This window comes from uncultured Bacteroides sp. (assembly GCF_902491285.1).
In the GTDB taxonomy this organism is placed as follows: domain Bacteria; phylum Bacteroidota; class Bacteroidia; order Bacteroidales; family Bacteroidaceae; genus Bacteroides.
The window spans coordinates 1-26,649 of record NZ_CABUHK010000046.1 but is presented as its reverse complement, the minus strand read 5'-3'; the positions used below and the strand labels follow the sequence as shown (position 1 = coordinate 26,649).

The following is a 26,649-nucleotide window of genomic DNA, read 5'->3' as shown; positions in this document are numbered from 1 at the left end:
TCTTCCATAAAGAAAGAAAAAAGCAGCTTTCTGAACAACTATACTAACTAACCCAATTACTGAACATTCGATTTATGAGTATTCAGTTTCTTATCCACCAACAAGCCGTCAATGACCTTCAAGTCGAATTTCACTTTACGTTTTGCCTTAAACTTCAAAAGGCATAAGTCAACGGTTCCTTCAAGAGTCTTCTTGTTTCCTACATTGACAAAGGTAGGATACAGGGCTTTTGAGCCATTGGTATGAAGACGGTCGTAAGTCAGATTCTCCATTGCATTCATGTTCTGCAATTCCACCCCGACAAACTCATAATCCTGTTGATTGTAAGGCAAAGCAAAGCTGAATGCATTGACTGCACGCAAGCCGGTACCTTTCACTTGAATTTCAATAATCTCATCTTTGTCATATACCTGTTTCGGGGTGCTGATTTCAAGTGCACCGTCCACTTTTTCCATTCCGCGGTTATCAACACCGCCTTCAAGCTGCGTGGCAACCACCGAAATATCATATGCGTCAATCAGTCCGTTCTTATTGATATCACCATTGCTGATGTATCCTTCGAAATCAGAGTCACCTTTTCTCAGTCCCGTATAGTTGATGTATGATGTCAAGTCATTGCCGTCAATCTTGCCGTCGAGATTGATGTCTCCTTGAAGATAACTTTCCGTTCCGGGCACTTTGAACACGTAGATTTCTTTGCCGGAGCCGTAGTTGCCGACTGCTTCCGTAACAGACAGTCTGATATAACGGGCGGTAGGATGACCGGTGAAATTGAATATCTTCACATCATCGTTGCGCTGCCATTCAAATGCATCGGCTTCCGTCCACTGCTCTTTATTCATGCTATAAGAAACAGTTCCTTTCAGTAACGTTCCGTTACCGGCGTTTGTACGTGGCAGGTAGTGGAATTTATCCAGTTGGTTAACAGAAACCAGGTCAATCACCAAGTCGAAAGGAACGGCTTTTTCCCCGTATTTAGTATGCCAGATGTCTCCAGACTCTACAAAATCGAACAGACGTTTCACACCTACTCTTCCTTGCGAAGCGGCAGTACATTCACCCTTGATACCACGGATAGCAAATTCCAGCGGATCGGATTTGGTTGTAGCACCGAACTCAGTCCAGTCGGAAACTCCGTCTTTATTGACAGCACGTATCTTAAACGAGTAGGACGTTTCGGGAGTCAGGTCTCTAAACAACAATTCCGTATCCTTTATCGTAGTATACAGCATATTCATAAAGTCAATCTCATAGAAATCGGCATTAGCCACTTTATCCCATGTCGGTTTCAGCGTATAGGCTTCCGTGTTGCCGGCAGTAATCCGGGCAATAGGGGCAGCCAAAGTTCCGGCAGTTATCCGGTGACGGTCTTCGGGAGCGAAGCGGAATCCTTCAATGCGCAATGTCGTCGCGTTTGCCGTAATATCGGTGGCAGCCAGCTTCACCAGAAGTTGCGGGCTCTTGGTGACAACTACCTTTTCAAACTCGCTTCCTTCAGTAGCAAACCGGTTCAGGTTGGGAGCCTCATCGTAGAAGAATACGTTTTCAGCTCTCTCAAATTCATCTTTCGAGGTGACCTTTGCCAGTTGCACTTTCTTCTTTCCCAGTTGTGCCGTTACTTTCTTCGGCAGGGCAGTGACATTGATTCTGAATTCAGTCGCCTTTTCTTTCACGAAACCAGTAAAATCACCCTTTGCCGGACAGATGGTAACAGTGACATTATTCTTACTGTCAACTACGGATTTGATATCTGTTGTTACTCCTTTACCTCGTTTATATTCTTCGGATACGCCGTCGTCATCATATTCGGTAAAAAGAGTCTCACCATATGGGTAAAGTTCATAGATACGGATTCCTTTATTGATTTCACTTACATTATTATTAGGATTTGTCAGTGGAATAATCGCTCCGTTCTTCACGAATACGGGAAGTTTCCAGAGAGGAGCTGCAAAGTTGTTGAGTATACAGTTTCCGGCATATTTCTCGCCTGTGAAATAATCAATCCATACGCCTTCGGGCAAGTATATGCCGTCACGGATATCATTTCCTTGCTCATCTGCTTTAGTCGCCTGATAGATAGGAGCAACCAGAAAATAGGGTCCGTAGAGATATTGATATTGTGTAGCCGTTCCTTGAGTATAAGCATTCGGATATTCCAAGAACATCGCCCTTATCATTGGCATGCCGTCTACAGCTTCTTTAGCGATACTGTAAGCATAAGGCATCAGTTCTGATTTCAACTTCAGATACCAGCGGTTAATGGATGTGGCCGGTTCTCCCAAGGCATGCGGATATTTTTCATTGGAACCCCAACCGTCCATGTTCAGTTCCATGGGAGTAAAGGTTTTCCACTGGAAATCACGGGTGTTCACTATCAGATTCTTGCCACCGAAAATACCGTCCATATCAGAAGTGATATTCGGTTGCCCGGACAGTCCCGAACCGATGTAGGTCGGAATGTGGAAACGGATATATTCCCATACGCCGCCAGTCTGGTCGCCCGACCAGATGCCGGCATAACGTTGCGTTCCCGCCCAACCGTCGAGAGAGATAATAAACGGCCGGGCATCATTACCATAATAAGGCATTATATGTCCCACGTCAGCCACTCCGTTCAGTCCGAAAGAATAGCCGGCACCTACCCAGGCTACGTCAGTTTTCAGCACACGCACTCCGGCATCCCTTACTTCTTTCACAATATCCCTTTGTAGCAAAGCGCTCACTCCTTCTTTCGGGTGCAGATCCGACTGTGTCCATAATCCTATCTCCACCCCGTTCTGACGAGCATAATCCCCCAGACTTTTCAGGTTTTGTATATTACCGTCCAAGGTTTCCGTCTGTCCGTATCCGGCTCCATAGCCGTCGTTCGGGAGCAGCCAGCCCAACGGCATGTCATGTTTCTTATAACGGTCGATTACCGCACGTGCGGAGAACTGGTAATTGTTCTTTTCTCCGTTCAGCGATTCTTTGATTCCGCCGTTGTCTTTCTGGCTTTCTTTATATCGCTTGCCGTCCTCAAACAGGATGCCTTTCTCGTTTTCTACCCAATAGTCACGATTGTAAGCGTTCAAATGTCCCTGATAGAAGCCGAATTTAGGCAATAAAACAGGGTTTCCCGTCAGTTGGTAGAAGTCATTCAACAAGGCTACCGCTCCGTCATTAATCATATAGAACACGTCTAAATAATCTGACTCGTGATATAACTTAACCTTTCCCTGTTCAGAGGCTCCGAAGTCATATTTTCCTTTTTTAAAGGTGTACCACATCACGCCATACCCATTCGTAGACCAGTAATAAGGAGTGGGTGATGCCACTCCCCCGTCTGTCCAGCTATTTTGGTTTTCGATGGAAATCACTCTGCCCTTGTGGGAGAAACGTCCGTTCTGGACACCTCCACCGTAGAAGTATTCTTGCGGATTCTCCTTCAAGGTCAAGGTTACTTTTCCCTTCTCAAAAAGAGGTGCTTCCAGCTCTTCCACTACAACGGTGTTAGTCAACAGATTAATTACCTTGAGTAAAGAGGTCTTCTTATCCAATTGGACTTTTATCTTTTCAGTAGTCAGAAAGACAAAATCGTTATTCTCTTCCAACTCCAGTTTAGAAAGCGCTTTTCGAGGATTGTCTACCAATATCTGCGCTTCCGGTTTTGCCTGCGGATCTCTGATTATTCTTCCTGAGTTGTCCTGAAATACACGGAAGATGTTTTCACCGTAGAAGTCGAAGGACATTCGCTGGTTATTGGGTAATAGAATTTCGACGGTGGTGGGATTTATTTTTCTTGCACTAGTAATGAACTGTCTGGAAGAAACCGCACATTCAAACGTACTCGCTTTCTCTTGCACCGGGAAAGCATACATCGGAGACAGATGAGATATTGCAAGCATCATACATCCAAGCACGCATCGCCGACTCATTTTTATCTGTTTTCTCATGGTTTATAAATTACACTAAGATTGAATATTAAAAATTTCAGGTAAAAATAGGAAGTGTTTCTATACGGAATAAAACCAAATATCCCTTTAAAAAGACATATACGATATCGTGGAAAATATAGGCATATATTATGGACAATTTGCACATACTATCAACACAAAAGACATATTTCCGCCCCAGAAACTTCCCTAACAAATATCCTGGCGGATATATTTGTCCATCCTGAAGTATATACCCGCACAAACGGAGTAAAAAGCAGAAATACATATACACATATCGTCCAAAAATCCTACATTTATTTTCCACAAAAACTCAAACTCCATTTTTACAACACAAAAAGTCACCTCACATTAATTTATTAGCCATAAGTTTGTGCCACTTCATTATATCAACTATTAATTAAAACTGAAAAAGATGAAAGGCACAAAAAGAATTATTACATTATTCGCACTAGTTACTGCCATCTCCTTTTTATCCTCCGCTCAGGAAATAAAAAAAGAGATACCTTTAAAATATGGAGCTACAAATGAAGGTAAACGACAAGATCAGGCCATGCAAAAATTCCGCGACAACCGTTTGGGAGCTTTTATTCATTGGGGATTATATGCTATTCCTGGTGGGGAATGGAACGGGAAAGTATATGGCGGAGCAGCTGAATGGTTGAAAAGCTGGGCAAAAGTACCTTCTGACGAATGGATGAAATTGATGGATCAATGGAACCCAACCAAGTTTGACGCAAAGAAGTGGGCGAAAATGGCTAAAGAAATGGGAGTCAAATATATAAAGATAACAACGAAACACCACGAAGGATTTTGTCTGTGGCCGAGCAAATATTCCAAATATACGGTAGCAAATACTCCCTATAAAAAAGATGTGTTGGGCGAAATGGTGAAAGCTTACAATGATGAAGGTATTGATGTGCACTTCTATTTTTCAGTAATGGACTGGAGTCATCCCGATTATCGTTACAGCATCAAATCAGTAGAAGATAGTATCGCATTCAGTCGCTTTTTGGAGTTTACAGATAATCAGTTGAAAGAACTGGCTACACGCTATCCAACGGTGAAAGATTTCTGGTTTGACGGTACATGGGATGCCAGTATCAAGAAGAATGGTTGGTGGACAGCTCATGCCGAACAAATGTTGAAAGAAATGCTCCCAGGGGTTACTATCAACAGTCGTTTGCGTGCTGACGATAAAGGCAAACGCCATTTCGATAGTAACGGTCGGCTAATGGGTGACTATGAATCCGGTTACGAACGCCGTCTGCCCGATCCAGTAAAAGACCTTAAAGTGACGCAATGGGATTGGGAGGCTTGTATGACTATTCCTGAAAATCAATGGGGGTACCACAAAGATTGGTCATTGAGTTATGTAAAGACTCCGATAGAGGTAATTGATCGTATTGTGCATGCAGTTTCTATGGGCGGAAATATGGTTGTGAATTTTGGTCCGCAGGCAGATGGGGACTTCCGTCCGGAAGAAAAAGAGTTGGCTAAGGCTATCGGTAAGTGGATGAGTCGTTACGGTGAAGCTGTCTATGCCTGTGACTATGCCGGATTTGACAAACAAGGTTGGGGATATTACACACGCGGTAAAAATGGCGAAGTGTATATGGTAGTATTTAACCAACCATATAGCGGACATCTGACAGTGAAGACTCCAAAAGACATCTCAGTAGAAAAAGCTTCTTTATTAGGTACTGGCGAAGAGATTCAAGTTGTTGAAACAGCTCGTAATGAATATAATGTATCTGTTCCTAAGAAGAACCCAGGTGAACCATATGTTATTCAACTTAAAGTTCGTGCAGCTAAGGGAACAAAAGGTATATACCGAGATGCTTTAACATAAATCAAAAGAGGATTATAATATGAAGTTCAAATTTACATTCATTTTATTTATGCTGATCGGGCAGTTCTTCTCTCTGACTGCCCGTGAAGTGACCTCCTTCAATGAAGGGTGGTTGTTCAAGCGTGGTCCTTTTTCAGAAAATCCGATGAAAGTATCCGCTCAATGGAATGGAAAATGGGATGCTGTAAACCTGCCTCATACATGGAATGCTAAGGATATGCAGGTTAAAGCAGCTTCTTTTTACGAAGGGGTAGGCTATTATAAGAAAAAACAGTTCTTTGGAGAGGAATTGAAAGGGAAACGTATATTTCTCCGGTTTGAAGGTGTGGGCGCAAACACCGAGGTGTATGTGAACGGTAAGCTTGTCGGAACCCATAAAGGAGGATACAGTGCTTTTGCCTTTGAAATCGGCACCGCTTTGAACTTTGGCGCTGAGAACGAAATTATGGTAAAGGCCGATAATACCTCACGACCGGACGTTATTCCGGTGAATCATAACCTTTTCGGAGTGTATGGTGGTATTTATCGTCCGGTATGGCTTATTGTTACCGGACAGAATAACATTACAGTTACTGACTGTGCTTCTCCAGGGGTTTATATTACTCAGAAGAATGTATCAAAACGCTCGGCTGATATTACTGTAAAAGTAAAATTGGATAATGGCGGTCTTACACCTGCTGACTTAGTACTTGAAAATTCTCTTTATACACAAGAAGGAAAGAAAGTTCTTTCGCACCGTCTTCCTTTGGAATTAACTCCTCAAGGAACACAGACTTATGCTTCCACTTTTAAATTGAGTAAACCTCACCTTTGGCAAGGACGTAAAGATCCTTATTTGTATAAAGTAGTTTCACGTCTGATATCAGATGGGAAAGTTATTGATGAAGTAATCCAACCATTAGGTGTCCGCAAATATGAGATTGTAGCCGGTAAAGGATTCTATCTGAACGGTGAGAAATATCCGATGTATGGTGTAACCCGTCATCAGGATTGGTGGGGATTGGGAAGTGCTCTTACTAATAAAGAACATGACTTTGATCTAGCTCAGATTATGGATGTGGGGGCAACAACTGTCCGCTTTGCCCATTATCAGCAGTCAGACTATTTATATTCCCGTTGTGATTCACTGGGATTGGTTATTTGGGCAGAAATTCCTTTTGTAAATCGTGTGACGGGATATGAAGCGGAAAATGCACAGTCTCAACTCCGTGAGTTGATTCGTCAGAGTTTTAATCACCCTTCTATTTATGTATGGGGATTACATAATGAGGTATATCAGCCTCATGAATATACGGCCGGGCTGACGCAGACACTTCATAATCTTGCCAAGACGGAGGATCCGGATCGCTATACAGTAGCTGTCAACGGATTCGGGCATACTGAGCACGCAGTGAACCAAAATGCGGATATTCAAGGGATGAACCGGTATTTCGGGTGGTATGAGAAGAAACTGCAAGATATTGAACCATGGGTGAAAGGGTTGGAAGAGAAATATCCGTGGCAGAAGCTAATGTTGACTGAATATGGAGCGGACGCTAATCTAGAACATCAAACTGAATATCTTGGTGATGCGTTGAACTGGGGAAAACCTTTTTATCCGGAAACGTTTCAAACTAAGACTCATGAATATCAATGGAGTATTATTTCGAAACATCCTTATATCATTGCCTCTTATCTTTGGAATATGTTTGACTTTGGTGTACCAATGTGGGAGCGTGGTGGTGTGCCTGCCCGTAATTTGAAAGGACTGATAACTTTTGACCGGAAAACCAAGAAGGACTCTTACTACTGGTATAAAGCCAACTGGAGCGAAGAGCCTGTATTATACCTGACTCAACGCCGGAATACGGATCGTGAACGGAAGCAAACTTCTGTGACTGTATATTCTAATATCGGAACTCCGGAAGTATACCTCAATGGACAGAGACTAACCAATATCCGCAATGGATATACCAACGTACATTATATTTTTGACAACGTCACATTACGACAAGGAGAAAACATAATCAAAGCCGTCACGACACACAATGGAAAAGAATATACCGATGAAATTAGATGGAACTACACTGGTGAAAAGAAACGAAACGCAGATTCACGCGAAAACAAGCATGAACATGCCGGATGGTAACCATGAAAGAAAAATAAATAACATATAATATTAACTCATAAAAATCAATGCCTATGAAGTAGAAACACACTAATTGAAATCTTTTATTTTTAACACTTAAAATTTAATACATCTAAATAATTTATGAAATTCAAAAAAATATTTTTATTCGCGTTTTTTACCCTCTTTGCCTTAGGAATAGCAGCGCAAAGCGGCACAGAAAAGATTAGTATTTCTTTTCAGAATATCGCATTAAAAGATGCAATGGAGCAAATTGAAAAAGCCTCCAAATACACCTTCTCATATGACGTGACAGAAACGGATATCAAACAACAAGTCAGCTTGGTTGCACAAAATGAAGAAATCCGTTTAGCATTACGCAAAATGTTTGAGCCAACCAATATTTCATTCCGCTTTCAGAAACAGCAGATTATTCTGTCACCCAAAGAAGTGGAAATCGTGAAAAAAGGAAAAAATAAGAATATCACCGGTATTGTCAAAGATGAAACGGGAGAACCGATAATCGGAGCCACCGTATTGGTAAAAGGAACGATTAATGGTGCACTGACTGACATGGACGGTAAATATTCTATTCAAGCAAAAGAAGGCGAAACACTTGAGTTCCGGTATATCGGTTACAAGAGCATAGACCAGAAAGTAAAAAAAGAAAATGTCATAAATGTTACACTGGCAGAGTCTAACATCAATCTGGACGATGTTGTAGTTGTCGGTTACGGACAACAGAAAAAAGAAAGTGTGGTAGCATCAGTCAATTCACTGAAACCCGCAGATATTGCCATACCAACCCGAAGTCTGGTAAATTCTATTTCAGGACAGATAGCAGGTGTTATTGCCATCCAACGCAGTGGAGAACCCGGCAATGATGACGCAGCATTCTGGATTCGCGGTCAAAGCTCATATGCCGGAGGAACAAACCCGTTAGTATTGGTCGACGGAGTGCCACGTGATATGAACGACATCGACGTAGATGAAATCGAATCTTTTTCTGTTCTGAAAGACGCTGCCGCTACTGCTGTATATGGGGCGGAAGGTGCCAACGGTGTTGTATTGATTACCTCCAAACGTGGTGTTGCCCAAAAAACCAAGGTAAGTTTCAACGCTCAATACAGTGTTGTTACTCCAACCCGTATGCCGGAGCTACTGGATGCATATAATTATCTATCCCTCTACAACGAAGGAGAATGGAACGAAGCAGGAAATCCCGGTCTTCTTAACGAATATAACGGTAGTTATTCGCAAGATATTCTTGAGAAATACCGCACTGGAGCAGACCGCGACCTGTATCCCAATGTAGACTGGACAGACTTATTGGCAAAACATACGCACAACCAACGGTATACTATCAATTTTAGAGGTGGTTCGGAAAAAACCAGATTCTTTGTTTCGGGAGCATACTATTCAGAAGATGGTATATTCAAATCAAATACAGTCGAAGAATATGATGCAAATATCGGACTGCAAAGATACAACCTACGCTCTAACGTAGATATGGACATCACCCCTACAACCAAGTTGTCTGTAGATATGAGCGGACAGTATAAAAAGAAAAACAACCCGAACTATAGTTCCGACGGTATCTTCAGCGCTATCACACTATTCCCGACACACCTGGTTCCGATGCACTATTCCGACGGCTCGCTTGCCGACCCGCAAGGAGCTGCCGCCAACCGTTACAATCCGTACAATCTGTTGAACCACACTGGATACTCCAAAAGATGGGATGCATCTTTCCAAAGCAAAGTAACCTTGGAGCAGAAACTCGATTTCATTACCAACGGGTTGTCTATAAAAGGAAGTGTCAGTTTTGATGCTGATTTTTATTCTGTATCATTACGTTCAAAAACAGCCCGTACAGTCTTTGCAACCGGACGTAACGAAGACAACTCGCTGAAATTTGTAACTGTCAATGAAGGTAGTAAACTTGGTGATATGTCAGTAACCGGAACTGGCGGAAAGAAAAAAATCTATATTGAGGGGTCATTAAACTATAAACGTACATTTGCTCAAAAACACGACCTTACCGGTATGATTCTTTATAACCAAAAAGAAACTCAATATATGGGTACCGCGTTGCCTTACAGGAAACAGAACGTGGTAGGTCGTGCATCTTATGGCTACGACAGTCGTTATATGCTGGAAGCCAGTTTCGGTGCATCCGGTAGTGAAAACTTCTCAGCAGGACATCGTTGGGGTATTTTCCCCGCCATCGGTGGTGCTTGGTATATCAGCCATGAGAAATTTATGCAGAAGAACAATATCGAGAACATCATCAGTAAGCTAAAACTGAGAGCTTCATACGGTGTCACGGGTAATGATGCAATTAGTGGTGACCGTTTCGCTTATCGCGAACAACTGAGCACAGGCGATTTAGGCTATGACTACGGCATGACGTTAGGAACAAGTGGAGGTAAAGACGGTCCTTCCAAGAACGGTATCGTTGAAGATTTATTTGCCGCTCCTTCATTGACTTGGGAAAAAGAGTACAAGTCGAACTATGGTATCGACTTAGGACTTTTCCGTGGTCGTGTAGATATCTCCGTGGACTATTTCTCCAACACCCGCGAACAAATCCTGTTACAACGCAAGACTATCCCTACCGTATTGGGTTATCGTGAGAATCCTTACCAAAATTACGGTAAGACGTCCAACAAAGGATTTGACGGTAGCGTCATTCTGAAACAAAGTATCGGTAAACTGAATCTGTCCGCCAGAGGTAACTTCACATACGCCAAAAACAAAATCACAGAGTATGATGAAATCGAACAGGTAGAAGACTATATGTACTATACAGGCAATCCAATCGGTCAACCGAAAGTATACGTCGCTGAAAGATTGTATACGCCCAATGATTTCTATATCACTTCAAACGGACAAGGCGGATATACCTACACACTGAAGGAAGGACTTCCCAAACCTGCCGCCAACGTGGCTCCCGGTGATATCAAATACAAGGATATGAACAATGACGGTTCAATCGATGCCAACGATATGAGTTACAGAAACGGGTTATACCCTAACAACCCTCAGATTGTTTACGGTTTCGGTCTGAATATCGACTACAAAGGTTTCTTTGCCGGCATCTTCTTCCAGGGAGTGGCAAAAGCGTCTACCAACCTGCTGGCAAAGACATCCAACTTCATTCCGTTCTATAATGGAGTCGACAGTTCTTCTGCACGTGCGGAGGCCATGAACCGATGGACAGCAGCCGATCCCTTCAACCAAAATGTCATGTATCCACGTACACACGCCAACCGTTTTACTCACAACAACGAAGCAAGCACATGGTGGTATCGCGACGCCAGCTTCTTGCGTCTGAAGAACGTGGAGGTAGGGTATCAATTTGACAAGAAACTGATTCAAAAACTTAGAATGTCAAACCTAAGAATTTACATACAGGGAACCAATCTGGCAGTATGGGATCATGTCAAGATGTGGGACCCGGAATTAGGAAACAGTTCATCAGGCTCCAAATATCCGATTTGTGGAACTTGGACTATGGGACTTGAAGTTGCATTTTAATTAAAATCAAAGATAGAATTATGAAAATTAAAAATATACTATATTCACTAATTGGCTGCGGTTTAATAAGCTGTTTTTCTTCATGTTCGGACTATTTGGATGTATCAAAAGAACTAGCAGACGTAATCGATAAAGAAGCTGTATTCAATAATAAAGGTTATATGGAAAGATGGCATAAGAACACCTTCAACGTCATCTCCGATTATTCTGAAATGGGATTGGGAGTCAACTCCAGTACTGGTGCTTTCACGGGTGGTTGGAACTTACTAGCCGGTGAAATCACTGCACGTCAGGGCTCTGCATATACAGCATTACCCAATGGGTTTACGTCCAACTCGGCACCATTCCATCGCTGGTGGAGATGCTACATTTACATTCGCCAAGCTATGATATTCTTGGAAAACGCCAAACCATTGGGTGACCCGAATGTAAGTAGCGGCGTTGATTATCTCTCAGAAGAAGATGTGAACAGAATGAAAGCGGAAGCCAAATTTCTGATTGCATACAGTTATTTCTCTTTGTTCGAATTGTACGGTCCAGTGCCTATCATTACGGAAATTGCCGATCCGGAAGACCAGAACCAGATAGACTATGCACGTGCTCCGATAGACAAACTGGTGAACCATATCGATCAACTACTGGAAGAAGTAATTAATTCCGGCTATCTGCCCGAAACAACATTCAACGCGACTCCGACAGACCACACAGACCACAACAACGACAAATACAATCTAGCAGAAATGGTACGGCCAACAAAAGCCACCGCACTGGCACTGAGAGCAAAATTGTGGGTGTATGCAGCTTCTCCTTTGTTTAACGGAAAATATACGGAAGCACTGAACTTGACAAACCATGATGGTGAACGTTTATTCCCCGACTATGACCCGGAAAAATGGAAAATTGCCAAGAGAAGACTGGAAGATTTCCTGAACTTCGCTGAAGAAAAAGGATATGCATTGTACGAATCGAAAACAGGTGATGCCAACTTGTCCGTTTATGAACTTTACCAGTATTATACGGATGAAATCATTTGGGCAGGACCATACAATCATTATTACAGTGTCACTACAAACATGGAACCACGTACCAATCCTCGAGATTTGTATTCAAGCAACTCATTCGGCAACGTGGGAGTATTCCAGGAAAGTGTAGATGCCTTCTTTATGGACAACGGGCTTGAAATAGACGACCAAGGCAGTGGATACAAGGAAGATGGATTCGGCGACTGGAAAAACGTATGTAATGAAGACCAACGCACCGACAAAGACATCTACAACATGTATCACAACAGAGAACCTCGTTTCTATGCAGCAGTCACTTATGAAGGCAAAAGTTGGCATGTTCAGCCGCAAAACAAAGCCAGCTATACAGTAGGATTTGCCAAAGGAGAAGGCAACGACCGTTCGAAAGCGGAAAATCCATATACTGGATACATGCTCTACAAATTCAAATACCGCAGTTTGCAGTATTACACCCGTGCGGCTGATTCGGGTAAAAACAGACCTGCTGTAGTAAAGCAATGGTCTCGCCCGTCTATTTTACTCCGTCTTGCCGATTTCTATCTGTATTATGCCGAAGTTTGCAACGAAATCGATCCAAGCGATACGAAAATTATCACTTACCTCGACAAGGTTCGCAAAAGAGCTGGTATCCCCGGCTATCAAGAACTTGCAAATGAAGGTAAAAAGAACATTATCGGCGACCAGGAAAAACAACGCTGGGCAATACAAAGAGAACGCCAGGTAGAGTTATTCTGCGAAGGACAACGTTACTTCGACATACGCCGTTGGATGACAGCAGACGATGCCAACAACAAACGCGACCAGCAATTGTTCCGTACAGGCATGGACATGCAATCGCCTAAGGCAAACCGCATAGGTGCCGGTTCGTTCTACAATCGGGTGAATATCGAAACCAGAGCATGGAACCGTGCTATGTTGTTATATCCGGTACCATACAATGAAGTACAGAAGAGTAAATTCTTCGTACAAAATCCATTATGGTAAAATTGATTGTTTTGAGAAATTGAAAGCAAGGGGGCATTTCCCCTTTGCTTTTACTTGCAACGAGCAATTAAATCAAATGAATTACTATGAAATATATAAAAAGACATAAGAAACACTGCTTTGCCTCTGCCGTCCTGTTCCTGCTATCTGTCTTGTATTCTTTCTCTCTCGCCGGATGCAGTAGCAACGAAAAGGATGACGAGATTTTTTTGCCCGCCAACTGGATTAATATCTCGACAGAAGCAGTCAACTTCACCTACGAAGGTGGCACAGAAAAACGCAGCTTCACACTTGACAAAGAGATAGACCTCTCACTAGTGTCTTGTTCTTTCAGCAACGACGGAAACGAATGGCTCACCGCCACCTTCGAAAACTCCAGGCTTATCCTACTGGCAGAATATTCATACCGGGAACAAAAGCGCTCTACAACGCTGACACTCGCCTATGGCACACAGAAATGTACAATTAATGTGACGCAGGATGCTGCTCCTGCCTCTGCCGACAAACCAATCAAAGTAGTGAGGGGAGAAGCCACATCGGAAGAGGCAACATCTAAGGACAGCGACGGAAATCCGTTGACACTGAACATGACATGGGATGGAAACAAGAAAACTTATTTCAACTCCAAATTCGGAGCTGTATCCTACCCTTTCTACATCACATACGAACTGGAAGAAGGCAGCACGCTGAACAGTATTGTATATACTCCTCGCACAGACTCGGGTAACAAATGGGGCTCATTCGACAAATTCTCGGTAGAAGTATCAACTTCAGACCGTCCGGATGAGTTTACCGAAGTAGGTAACTACGAAAGGGGCAACGGAGTACATACTCCCTTTACCATGAGACTACCCAACGGTATAGCCAATGTAAAGAAAGTACGCTTTGTCATCAACAAGGCCTACGAAGACAGGGTAAGTTGTGCGGAAATGGAATTCTTCGAAGCCAGTACGCATAAGTTTGATCCATATTCAATATTTGCAGACGCAATGTGTACGCAACTAAAATCAGGCGTAACGGAAAAACAAATCAAGCAGATTCCCAACCAATACCTGAAAGAACTGGGACTTGCGTTGCTGAACGGAGACTACAATTCATCCTACCGCTTGGCAAACTACCGCCCCTATCAGCACCCGTCGATAATGGCAGCAGCAAACAAGACCGGGAAATACAGTCTCCGCGACAATCCCACTGGCATCTATGCCAAAAGCGGAGAGAAGCTAGCTATCATGGTCGGAAAAATCTACAAAGGAGGAAAGATTTCCCTCATTATCCAAGATTTGAATGGAGGATACAATAACTTCAAAACGTACGACTTAGAAGAGGGATACAATGAAATCACTGCCGAAGTAGGAGGTCTGATCTACGTGCTAAACCATGTAAACGATGCTATTCCCCTCACGCTCGACGAAGCCGACGAGACTGTCCGCAAACTGGTGGAAGAAAAAACTGTACAGATACATTTTGCCATGGCTAGGGTGAACGGTTATTTCGACATCGCCAAACACAAGGAAAGTGATTGGGCAACGATTCGCGATAACGCCACATATCAAGACATTGACGTATTGGGCAAATACTCGCACATCACCTGGAGAGTATCCGATTTCAAGAAATACAATACAGAAATCACCCGAACTATCGAAAACTGCGATCGGCTGGTTTATTTGGAAGAGGAATTCATGGGGCTTGTCAAATACAACCGGATGTTTAACAACCGTATGCATTTCTGCATTGACTACAAAACAAAAAGTCCGAATGCTACCGACTATCGCACTGTGTACAACGCCAGCGACTACTATGCAGAACCATTCTGCAACCCCGACCGCTTTGCCGACCGTTGTTGGGGACCTGCACATGAAGTGGGACACTGCAACCAAACACGTCCTGGCATCAAATGGTCGGGAACCACCGAAGTGACTAACAACATCCACTCGCTCTATGTACAGACCTCCTTCGGCAAACCATGCAAACTACTTGTAGACTCTTGCACCCCCAAAGATGAAAACGGACAAGCCATCAGTGGTTCATTCGAAAATATCTATGAAGCAGCCATCGCATTCATTGTCGACGGCAAACGTGCACACAGCCTGCCGGGAGTAGCGGACATAGTCAGAGAAACACAACTTGTACCCTTTTGGCAACTTAAGCTCTATATGCATAACGTGCGTTACGAATCCGACTTCTATTATGACCTCTACGAATACTTCCGCACACACGAAAGTCCGAGTGACAAAGGTGAAAACCAGGGGCTTAACCAACTTGACTTCGTCCGGCAGGCATGTGCCATTTCCAAAATAAACCTGCTAGATTTTTTCGAGAAATGGGGATTCCTGACTCCCGTAGATACCGAGCTGAATGACTACGGAAACAAAAAGTTCACTATCACCCAAAAGCAAATTGATGCATTGAAAGCGGAAATTAATGGGAAAGGATACGAACCGGCTCCCGCGAACTTGCACCTGATTACAGAAAACAACTTAAACAACTATTAAGCGAAATACGTATACAATTTAAATAGAACTGTTATGAAACATATAAGAAACTTTATACAAAACAATGTATTTTTTCTCATGTGCATCTTGTGTACATTCCTATCTTCCTGCAGTAATGATGACGATACGACAATTGTGCCGGACAATTGGATTAATATTCCCAACGAAGGCTTCACCATCGGCTATGAAGGCGGTTTATTGACTCGTGACTTTACTGTTTCGGCAGAAATTAATCCCGAGCGTGTCTACATCATCAGCGAATCCAACTGGATTCGTGCTTCCATTGAGAACACCACCGTTAATCTGAGAATCACAGAATCAACCGTCACTCAAGAAAGAAACAGCATTGTTACGCTGATTTATGACGGAGCACACCGTTTGGAACTCCCCGTCACACAAGCAGCCGCTCCTGCCGCTAAGGTAAGCGAAATCAGACTACCGGCTTCTTTGCATAACCAAACTATCGGACTAGGGCAAGTATTCAACCTCACATCATTGATTGAAGTAATGCCTGCAAACGCAGGAAACAAAACACTGAACTATACAGTAGAAGGTGACAAAGACATTGTTTCCATAGAAAACGGTATATTGAAAATAGAAAAGGAAGGAACAGCTACTATCAAAGTAGCAGCTACGGACGGTAGCGGAGTAACGGCAGACCTGAAAATCATCGGTAGCGGAACAGAACCTTTCATACGCGACGGATGGAGCGTGGAAACATCTATTAAATACAGCAACGGAAACGGATATGTAGTGGATGGCTCAACAGGCAAACCTGAAGATATGTTCGATGGAGATGCTAGCACTTTCTTGTCATTGGTAAAACCCGGCAAATCATACAGTGGTTCCACTACACCTGCAGACCATCAGTTATATTTTGTGGTTGACATGGGAATAGAGCAAAGCTTCAATTATTTCACTTGGGCACACAGAGCCGGCAACAGTTACGATTATCTGAGAGTATGGGGCATTTCTATCGAAGGAAGCAACAATGGTAAGGACTTTACGGAAATACAGTCGAATATTGATATTCCTCATGCCAACAATACAGATGAAATAAAAATAGAAATCCCGGAATCCACATACAGGTATATCAAAGTAAAACTGGTGAAATGGAGTGACATCGCAGGCGGTTCGACATCTGGCAGTTCCATGCAAATAGGAGAATTCAACGTAGGTAAGAAATAAAACTATGATTCTTCTGACCTAAAAAGAAAAGGGACATCTTTTAAATCTTTTTTGTATACTTAGGCACGGATTACACGTGACACACGGTTTTATCAATCAGAACCGTAAAAACATGTAATTCGTGCCTAATTTTATTCAGTACTGATATACATACTTATTGCACCATGTCTAAAATGATTCATCGCTTCTGTCTCATCATTCTGTTCTGCTTCGGCAATCCATATGCAACATTGCTTTCACAAACGAACTATTTTGTATCCGTTAATGGAAAAGATTCTGGAGATGGCAGTATACGTTCACCCTTCAAAAGCATCACGAAAGCACTGGAAAAAGCGCGCTGTAACAAGAAAGGGACAGTGACCGTCTATTTGCGAGAAGGCAAATATATTCTGACTCACCCTTTGGTTTTCACTCCAGCAGATGGCGGAGTCCGAAAACAACTCATCCTTCGCGCTTACCCCGACGAAAAAGTAATCCTCAGTAGCGGCATCCAGCAAAAACTAGACTGGCAGCCTCATACAAACGGTATTATGAAAGCTACTCTACCCCACCCCTTCATCATGGACATGCTGCTGGTGAACGGTAATATCCGCCCTATGGCACGCTTTCCGAATTTCGAATCTACAGCCATACGTTTCAACGGCACTTCAGCAGATGCTACCTCTCCGCAGCGAACCAAAAAATGGAAAAATCCTGCTGGAGGGTATTTACATGCAATGCATTCGCATGACTGGGGTGATTTTCATTTCCGAATCACCGGAATAGAGCAACCAACCGGCAAACTAAAGTTGGAAGGAGGATGGCAGAACAATCGCCAATCCGGACTACATCCACAAAACCAAATGGTGGAAAACATTTTTGAGGAACTGGATGCTCCAAGAGAATGGTACTATTCGCCACAAGAATCCATGCTCTATTACTATCCAGTCTGCGGTGAAGATATCAACAAAGCCATATTCGAGACACCACAATTAAAACATCTGATTGAATTTCGAGGCAATTCATCATCACCTGTCCGCAACATCATTATTCAAGATATAGAGCTCACCCAAACAGTGCGCACTTTTATGGAGCAGTACGAACCTCTCCTTCGCTCAGACTGGCGAATATATCGCGGGGCTGCCCTTCTGTTAGAAGGCACCGAGAATTGCATAATCAAGAACTGCCATATCCATCATGTAGGAGGGAATGCACTCATGTTCTCCAACTACAACCAAAATTCGTCCGTATCGGGTTGCCATTTCTCAGAGATTGGCGCCAGTGCCATTTGCTTTGTTGGCAATCCGTCAGCAGTTCGTTCGCCAAGTTTCGAGTATAGCAAAGCGGTTCCAATCTCCGAACTAGACTCCATCCCCGGTGCTCTGAACAACGACTTCCCTACCAACTGCATGGCGTATGACAACTTGATTCACCACATCGGACTTTTCGAGAAGCAAACCGCCGGAATCGAACTTTCAATGTGCCACTGCATTACCGTCAGTCACAACAGTATTTACCACACTCCGCGCGCCGGTATAAATATCAGTGAGGGGACATGGGGCGGACACATTATAGAATACAATGACGTGTTCGACACTGTGATGGAGACGGGCGACCACGGAGCATTCAATTCGTGGGGACGTGACCGTTTCTGGCGATCATCCTACCGCGAAATGAGTCAACTGGTAACAAACAATCCTGAACTGGTTCTCGCCGACGCCGCCTCTGCCACCATCATCCGCAACAACCGTTTCAGATGTGACCGTGGTTGGGACATCGACCTCGATGACGGTTCAAGTAACTACCATATTTACAATAATCTATGTTTAAACGGTGGTATAAAGTTACGGGAGGGATTTCACCGCACAGTTGAGAATAATATTATGATAAACTGCACCTTTCATCCCCACGTTTGGTTCAAGAACAGCGGTGACGTTTTCGTACGCAACATTGTCATGGAGCCATACCGTCCAATTGGTATCTCCCATTGGGGAACGGAAATCGACTATAATCTGTTCACCGACAGCATAGCTTACACAACCGCCCGAAAGAACGGCACGGACAAGCATTCTATAGTCTGCCCCATCACGTTTCATAATCCCGCCAAAGGAAATTTCAAAATCGACCAAATAGCTCAAATTAGTTCATTGTGCGGGTTCCGAAATTTCGAAATGGACAGATTCGGAGTTATTTCACCCCAACTACAAGCACTGACACAACGTCCGTCATTTCCTTATCCTTCTGTCCTGCAAGGAAAGACAGAAGCATCGGCCATATTTGAATGGTCAGGACTATCCCTCAAAAACCTAGAGACACTAGGAGAACGTTCCGCCACAGGAATGGATTCTGAACGAGGAGTATACGTCATTTCCGTCCGCGTAATGGGCAATCCTTTAAGAGATTACGTTTATGCAAACGACGTTATCCTCGGATTCAACCGGCAAGAAATCAACAACCTTGCCCAACTGAAAGTCGCCATCCGGCAAGCAGGCACTGACAAGCCTATTCAAATCCTTCTTTTCAGAAATCAAAAGAAGATACAACTCACTATTCCTGAAAATGTAATCAAACCGATAACAGACTAACACTATACATATAGGAATCAGATTATCACAGCTTCCATCTGTTCTCAACTATAGATACAGAAATATCCCTATATAAAAGCAACCGTATCTCTCTATGGACACCAACATGTCCATAGAGGGAAATGTGCGTGTCCGTATAAGGAAACAATCCACACACATAAAGCACACAGATAATCTATTCGCCCCTCTTGTTCCGCACTGCTTGTGGAGCAACTCCGAAAAATGCTTTGAAAGATTTGCTAAAATAACGAGGTGAAGAAAAGCCTAACCGGACAGAAATCTCTGAAATATTAAGCTCCGAATGGTTATTTAACAAGAACATAGCTTCATCCAACTTTACTTTTAAAATAAACTCATTCGGAGTTAATCCAGTTATCTGTTTGAACTGCATATACAGTTTACTGCGCCCCATACAAAGTTCAGAAGCAAGCGCCGTAACATCAAATTCCTGATTTTCAAAATTCTCTTTTATAATACTGACACATTTTGCCAGCAATTCCTTATCACGTTCATTAATAGCCTCCGGCACAGGAGACTCTGTTACAGTTTTACCTGTATAATGAGCAATCAGGCGCTTCTTGTTCTTTATGAGATTATTACAACGGGCTAATAATACCTTTACATTAAATGGCTTCGTCACATAATCATCTGCACCAAACATCAATCCCTCCACAACATACTCGACAGAAGTCTGAGCCGTTAATAAAATCACAGAAATATGAGAAAGTTCCACATTGGTTTTAATCTTATAGCATAATTCTTTTCCTGACATTTCCGGCATCATCACATCGCTTATTATCAAATCCGGTTGTATTTGCCTCGCCATTTCCAACCCTTCACGTCCATTACGTGCAATATAGACCTTATATATTGGTAAAAACAAGTCTTCCAACATAGACAACAGCTCTTCACTGTCATCCACCAAAAGAATGACTGGTTTATCTTCATCCTTCGCATCCTCTTGCGCAACCGTTCTCTCTTCCTTCCCTTCTACATCCACTATTTGCTCGAAAGGAAGCACAGGAACTGTTTCTGAGATAACTACAGATTCCCGCCCTTCCGTAGCAGCCATCTCTTCATCACTAAAATGGCGATTGCCTAAAGGAAGAAATAATGTAAACTTAGTACCTTTCCCTACAGTACTTTCTACATCAATCTTTCCATGATGCATATTCATTATTCCCTTTGCTAACGCCAATCCTATCCCCGTTCCCAATGTGAAAGAAGAAGATAAATTATCTGTCTGATAGAACCTTTCAAAAATCTTCGAGATATGCTCTGCCGGAATACCGGCTCCTGTGTCACACACCGATACCACTGCTTGAGAAGCAATCTTTCTGACCTCAACTGTTATACTACCTTTATTAGGTGTATACTTAAAAGCATTTGACAATAAATTAAATATTACTTTCTGTAGTTGTTTTGAATCAAACCAAACCGAAATAGTCTCTTCAACACTATCAAAACGATAAGTGATTTCTTTTTTCTGTGCGTACTCATAAAAGCACATATAAATCTGTCGGGTAAAAGTAACCAGATTCTGCTCTTCAACTTTAAGTTTCAGATAGCCTTGCTCCTGTTTACGGAAGTCAAGTAACTCCGATATCAAATTTCGCATATGCCAAGCATTCTTATATATGCGAAGAATACGGTTATAAATAGTCGTACCTAAATCCATCTGCATCAGCACTTCAATCTGACCGAGAATAAGTGTCAATGGAGTACGGAATTCGTGAGATATATTGGTAAAGAAACGTAATTTTATCTGATTCAGTTCTTCTATCCGTTCTTTTTCCTTTCTTTCAAACTCTAAAGAGGATTTCAAGGCGGCCTGACGGGTTTTAAAACGAATAAACGCAATCATCAATCCAAGTAAACATAAGAAATAGAAAAGATATGCCCAAAAAGTCGCATAAAAAGGAGCAGAAACATGTATATTCAAACAAACCTCCTCATTCGGGCCTTCTCTACCAGCCAACGGACGGGCTTTAAGCGTATAGTCACCGGGAGATAAGTTCGTATAAGTTATTGTTGTGCCGGAAGTTTGAGTCCAGACTTTATCAAAGCCCACCAAACAATACTCAAATACACGGTTACGATCATTATTGTAATTAAAAGAGGCAAACTCAACTGTTATATTGTTCTGTTTATAGTTCAAATAAATATCCGATGTCTTTGCCAATATATCAGTCAGAATACCAGACTGATCATTAGGACAAATCTCGTCATTGAAAATAAACAACTTATCAAAATTCAAAAGATTCTTAGAAGGTAGAGCATACAAAGATTGTCTTTGAAACAAAGCCAAACCATTCGTGCCACTAATAAAAAGAGTTCCATCTTTATCCAAATATAAAGCTGAACCTTGACTATATGTCTGATTAAACAAATGATAAGTATTTTCTACTTCTCCTTTTTCACTATTAAAAATAGAAAGTCCCTTTCCATGAAGGATAAACAAACGATGTTCTTCAACAGATTCGCAAATATAATAACAATAATCACTTGGCAGACATTGATTAAAGGTACTATAAGACTTAAACGAGCGCTCCTTTTCCTGATATTCGAATACGCCCGATCCTATCGTACAAAAGTAGATGACACCTTTACTGTCTTCAAAGATATGAACTACTTTAAATCTCCCTATCGCAGAAGGATTATCGGTATCCATCGCATACTCAGTTACTTTAGATGAAGGCAAATCCACACAAATAACTCCTCCGGTAGCCGAAGCCAACCACATACGTTGCCGACTATCAATCAGGAATGTTTCAAAAGCAAATTTTTTACTCACCAGTTTCCGAATGTTCATATCATCAGAGAGTGGTGAGAACTTCTCAGTCACCGGATCCATAAAGACAGGACCGCCTTGTGTTAACAACGCAAGACCACCCTTATACTCTTGAATATCATTCACAATCTCATGCGGCAAAGACGTAGAATCCCCTTTTATATGATGGAGAGTATGCCCTTTATTTGATTTTGTATCAAATATAAACAGCCCTCCGAAGTGAGTACCGACATACAAGCACCCGTTCTCCTTCCGATAAAAAATTGACTTTAAATTATTACTACCTACGCTGGTTATATCCCCCTTACGATGTTGATATCGAGCAAAAATTCCACTATCCGGATGATAACAATTCAAGCCCCCACCTTCTGTACATATCCACAATTTTCCTCTATCGTCCTCCGTCATCTTTCCAACAACAGGAAAACTCAGACAGTCTTCCTGTAATGGCTCAGCATAGTAAAAATGATTACTGGCTTTATTAGGATTAAAAACATTCACGCCTCCATAATATGTCCCGACCCAAATGTTACCTTGCATGTCTTTATGGAGAGACAAGACAGAATGATGACTCAACGTATTCGGAGAATCACCATAACGAGTATAATGTTCCCACTTATCAGTTACGGGATCATAACAATCAAGCCCACGAAAAGTCCCTACCCACGTACGTTTAAAATCATCTTCCAGTACACATCGAATCTGATTGTCAGACAATTCGTCTTTATCTGACGTATTCGTATAATGAGTCAATTCTCCACTACCAGCGGAAATTCTATATAATCCATTCCAAGTTCCTAACCAAATATTACCGGCACTATCTCCTGAAATACATTGGCTTCCTCTATCCAAGGAAGCTAATATTTTTTGCTGGCTCGGATTTTTGCGTGAAATAGCAACTACACGATCGGTAGCAACCCATATCAAACTGTCATCGACATATATCATTCCTCCCGAACCTACACCTTCTTGCAACTGAGTGACAAAAGTTAAATCCGAATTTTCAGTTGTATAATAATAGATACCGGAGTTGCAACTTACCCATAAGGTATCTTCTTTACAGAAAAGGTCTCTCACATCATTCCGGCGCAAACAAGTAAACCGTTCTTTATAAAGTTCAAACTTTATAAGATCATTTCCCGAACGTATATATATCCTTCCGTTTCTGTCTCCACAAAGTTTATTGATTTCATTATTCGTCAAGCCATCATTCCCCTGTGATGGACGGAATATTCTTACATCCTTACCATTATATCTGTTTAACCCCTCCGAGGTGCCTAACCATACTGCTCCTAGTTCATCCTGATAGATGGAAAAAATACATACCTGAGATAATCCATCAGAAACTCCCAGATGTTTAAAGTAATGGTTTTTAGCATCCACCATTATAATACCTAAAATACCCAAGAGAAAGATAACGTTTCTTTTCATGTATTATATAATTAGATTATCGACTACAAAAATACAAATAATACTTAATTATTATTTCAATACATAGTCTTTTTATGGCATTTATTCCACTAATCCTTTAAATACACATTTGACGATTCTTGCTAAAATGCACATATTCAACATTATTCTTCAAATAACTCATTGGATTTTATCACTAAAAACATATCTTTGCCACGAACTAAAAAAGAAAAATTGGATGTTTAACTCATTTTCATATCGTAAGGATTCCGTTCTGTAAATAATCTGTAAGCCTTCCTCTCATTACAGATTATCCCTTATGTTTTCTGGCATATTCATGCCGGAGTTATCTTTTATATCTGAATTTTAAAACAATTTGTATGGCCAAATACTCGTAAGCATCATTGCATGCCTTCATCTGCCATACACCTAAAACATTAAAAACAATGAGTAACGAATTAAAGTCAATCCACGATTTCGATTTCACAATGATATGTAATTACTTCAAGTTGTTAGAACGTCAAGGTCCCGGAAGCCCGGAAGTCACACAAAAAGCCGTAAGTTTCATTCACGAACTGTCAGACGAGGCCAGAATAGCCGATATCGGTTGTGGTACAGGCGGGCAGACAATGGCTTTGGCCAACTATACAAAAGGACAGATTACAGGTATCGACCTTTTTCCCGATTTTATTGAGATATTCAACAGAAACGCAGTTGAATTACATTGCGAAGACAGAGTAAAAGGCGTTGTCGGTTCAATGGATAATCTGCCGTTTCAAGATGAAGAACTTGATTTAATCTGGTCAGAAGGCGCTATCTATAATATAGGATTCGAACGTGGCATGAATGAATGGAGCAGATTTCTGAAAAAAGACGGATTCATTGCTGTAACGGAAGCATCCTGGTTTACTCCGGAACGTCCCGCTGAGATAGAAAACTTCTGGATGGCTAATTATCCGGAAATCGATACGATTCCGAATAAAATAGTACAAATGGAGAAAGCCGGATATACGCTGACAGCTCATTTCATTTTACCGGAAAACTGTTGGATAGAACACTTCTATGCTCCCCAGTTCACGGCTCAGGAAGCTTTTCTGAAAGAATATTCGGGCAACGCCGCAGCCGCAGACCTCATTGCAGGACAACAGTACGAACAGAGTCTATATTATAAGTATAAAGAATACTATGGCTATGTATTCTATATAGGACAAAAAAGATAATTACTATTCTGCCGGAGAAGTTAGCAAGATAGGACAACTCTCCGGCACTTATTATCCTTTACTTTGCAAAAAGATATGGAAACGAAAGAACTAAATAGGCAAGAATACAAGTTACGGATTAATAAAGTCACAGACTATATCCACAATAATATAGACCAACCGTTATCATTGCAGAAAATGGCTGGCATTGCATGCTTTTCGCCTTTCCACTTCCATCGTGTCTTTACATTTCTGACAGGAGAAACACCTACGGATTATATCAAACGCACCCGGATTGAAAAAGCAGCACTATTATTAAAACGAAACAAGGAACTTTCTGCCACCGAAGTTGCCCGCCTTTGCGGTTTTAGCAGCCTTTCACTATTAAGCCGCAACTTCAGACAATATTTCAATGTGACCATTCGTGAGTTCCGCTCACATACATAAAACTTTAAAAGCACATGGAAAATAAGATTTTAATTTTTCGGACTTCTATCACCAAAAAAGGTGATGTCAAGCGCATCGGGAAGCTTCTGGCACAATATCCTCAAATCAACAAATGGAATGTGGATTTTGAGGACTGGGAGAAAATATTAAGAATCGAGTGCAGTGGCGTCACTGCACTCGAAATTTCGGAAACACTCCGGAATAATCATATTTTTGCCACTGAGTTGGAATAAAAACAGGAAAAGGCTCAGACACCCAACAACTGTTTCAACTCAGCCACTCCTTCAGAAGCTCCTTTCTGAATCACATGTATCGGACGGGAAGTATGTGTATCCACCGGTTTCGGGTCAATCAGATACACCTCTGCTTCTCCTGGTACATAATGAAGCAATCCCGCAGCAGGATACACGTTGAGCGAAGTTCCGATAATGACGAAAATATCCGCTGCCTCCACATATTGAATGGCTGTCTCAATTTCGGGTACCGCTTCACCAAACCATACAATAAAAGGCCGCAACTGCGTCCCGTCTCCTGCCTTGTCTCCAAGTTTCACCTCATATTCTTCAGGCTTCAATTCCTTTATATAATGATGATTATAAGGGTCACGGCTGGAACATACTTTTGTCAATTCTCCATGCAGATGAATAATATGACTGCTCCCGGCTCTTTCATGCAAGTTATCAATATTCTGTGTTACCACCGTCACTTTAAAGTTCTTCTCCAGCTCTGCCAACAGTTCATGCCCGCGATTCGGCACGACATCCAATAACTGTTTCCGACGTTCATTATAAAAGTTTATCACCAATGCGGGATCCCGTTGATATCCTTCCGGAGTAGCGACCTGCTCCACCGGATACCGGTCCCACAGACCACCTGCATCCCTGAACGTACTGATTCCACTCTCGGCACTCATGCCTGCCCCCGTCAAAATTACCAGATTCTTCATATATGTTCCTCCTTCTGTTCGTTTTAAGATATACAAATGTAAGCAGAATCACCGGAACAAAAGAATAAATTCTCCAAAGAAAAGGAGGGAACTTTCACGGATATAAGAATTTTTAAATACCAAATGCTAAATCATTCAAATAAAACACGTACTTTTGCGATTCATAAATTTGCAA

At 42.0% G+C, this 26,649-nt stretch carries 13 protein-coding genes; 10 read left to right on the top strand and 3 right to left on the bottom strand.

Features of this window, described 5'->3' with window-relative positions:
• Positions 1-56: 56 nt before the first annotated feature.
• Positions 57-3,932, bottom strand: coding sequence for a TIM-barrel domain-containing protein (locus RDN93_RS12885; RefSeq protein WP_308745913.1), 3,876 nt, complete (start codon positions 3,930-3,932; stop codon positions 57-59).
• Between the two features lie 415 nt (positions 3,933-4,347).
• Between RDN93_RS12885 and RDN93_RS12880 the strand changes: the two genes are divergently transcribed.
• The 7 genes from RDN93_RS12880 to RDN93_RS12850 all read left to right on the top strand — a co-directional run bounded on the left by RDN93_RS12880 (position 4,348) and on the right by RDN93_RS12850 (position 19,681).
• Positions 4,348-5,784, top strand: coding sequence for an alpha-L-fucosidase (locus RDN93_RS12880; RefSeq protein WP_308745912.1), 1,437 nt, complete (start codon positions 4,348-4,350; stop codon positions 5,782-5,784).
• A 19-nt stretch (positions 5,785-5,803) separates the two neighbouring features.
• A complete protein-coding gene (locus RDN93_RS12875) occupies positions 5,804-7,912 on the top strand; it encodes a glycoside hydrolase family 2 TIM barrel-domain containing protein (protein ID WP_308745911.1) in 2,109 nt (702 codons plus the stop codon).
• A gap of 123 nt (positions 7,913-8,035) precedes the next feature.
• On the top strand, positions 8,036-11,431 hold the full coding sequence (locus RDN93_RS12870; protein WP_308745910.1) for a TonB-dependent receptor: 3,396 nt from the start codon (positions 8,036-8,038) through the stop codon (positions 11,429-11,431).
• 161 nt (positions 11,432-11,592) lie between these two features.
• Complete coding sequence (locus tag RDN93_RS12865) at positions 11,593-13,437, top strand: RagB/SusD family nutrient uptake outer membrane protein (protein WP_374047412.1); 1,845 nt, start codon at positions 11,593-11,595, stop codon at positions 13,435-13,437.
• A gap of 86 nt (positions 13,438-13,523) precedes the next feature.
• Positions 13,524-15,929 (top strand): M60 family metallopeptidase, encoded by a 2,406-nt coding sequence (locus tag RDN93_RS12860; RefSeq protein ID WP_308745908.1) that lies wholly within the window; start codon positions 13,524-13,526, stop codon positions 15,927-15,929.
• A 33-nt stretch (positions 15,930-15,962) separates the two neighbouring features.
• Entirely contained in the window at positions 15,963-17,117 is a 1,155-nt protein-coding gene (locus RDN93_RS12855) for a discoidin domain-containing protein (protein ID WP_308745907.1), read from the top strand.
• A 164-nt stretch (positions 17,118-17,281) separates the two neighbouring features.
• Entirely contained in the window at positions 17,282-19,681 is a 2,400-nt protein-coding gene (locus tag RDN93_RS12850; protein WP_308745906.1) for a right-handed parallel beta-helix repeat-containing protein, read from the top strand.
• A gap of 175 nt (positions 19,682-19,856) precedes the next feature.
• Here the strand turns inward: RDN93_RS12850 and RDN93_RS12845 are convergent, their stop codons facing one another.
• Positions 19,857-23,903, bottom strand: a complete 4,047-nt coding sequence (locus RDN93_RS12845; protein WP_308745905.1) for a two-component regulator propeller domain-containing protein — start codon at positions 23,901-23,903, stop codon at positions 19,857-19,859.
• Positions 23,904-24,328: 425 nt separating this feature from the next.
• Between RDN93_RS12845 and RDN93_RS12840 the strand changes: the two genes are divergently transcribed.
• The 3 genes from RDN93_RS12840 (at position 24,329) to RDN93_RS12830 (ending at position 25,761) form a co-directional block, all read left to right on the top strand.
• Positions 24,329-25,102 carry a class I SAM-dependent methyltransferase gene (locus RDN93_RS12840; RefSeq protein ID WP_308745904.1) on the top strand — a complete coding sequence of 258 codons (774 nt, stop codon included), beginning with the start codon at positions 24,329-24,331 and terminating at the stop codon, positions 25,100-25,102.
• 75 nt (positions 25,103-25,177) lie between these two features.
• Positions 25,178-25,528 carry an AraC family transcriptional regulator gene (locus RDN93_RS12835; protein ID WP_308745903.1) on the top strand — a complete coding sequence of 117 codons (351 nt, stop codon included), beginning with the start codon at positions 25,178-25,180 and terminating at the stop codon, positions 25,526-25,528.
• Between the two features lie 14 nt (positions 25,529-25,542).
• A complete protein-coding gene (locus RDN93_RS12830) occupies positions 25,543-25,761 on the top strand; it encodes a hypothetical protein (RefSeq protein WP_308745902.1) in 219 nt (72 codons plus the stop codon).
• Between the two features lie 14 nt (positions 25,762-25,775).
• On the opposite strand, the gene RDN93_RS12825 is transcribed toward RDN93_RS12830, so the two are convergent.
• Positions 25,776-26,474, bottom strand: a complete 699-nt coding sequence (locus tag RDN93_RS12825; protein WP_308745901.1) for an NAD-dependent deacylase — start codon at positions 26,472-26,474, stop codon at positions 25,776-25,778.
• Positions 26,475-26,649: the final 175 nt, after the last annotated feature.